Below are 314 nucleotides of genomic sequence, written 5' to 3' on the forward strand. Positions count from 1 at the left end.
TCCCCTGGCCGTAAAATAAAAGTAACCATTTTCCCCTTGTACAGGCTTTACAATGCTTTTATAAGAAAACGTCACCGCATAGGTTGTATTTTTTTCAAAATATACTTTATTCGCGTTAGTATAAATTGCATCTTTCCACTCTTCTTTTGGAGAGGATTCCACGTACACAGAATGCTTTCCCGTGATGATATGCTGCGGGTCACTTGTTATCCTACCTGATCCCGCTATGTAATTTGTTTGGTTCAAGTCTCCACTTTCGAATGACTCACTTAACTTCTGAATACTTATATCATCTAGGGATAACGCCCCTCCGT

At 39.5% G+C, this 314-nt stretch carries 1 protein-coding gene; it reads right to left on the bottom strand.

Annotated features, from left to right (window positions below; translation table 11 throughout):
• Window positions 1–314 (bottom strand): hypothetical protein (locus BBG47_RS30550; protein WP_217492563.1); only part of this gene is annotated, 314 nt, incomplete at both ends.

Source organism: Paenibacillus sp. KS1, from assembly GCF_001680695.1.
Taxonomy (GTDB): Bacteria; Bacillota; Bacilli; order Paenibacillales; family Paenibacillaceae; genus Paenibacillus_B; species Paenibacillus_B suaedae.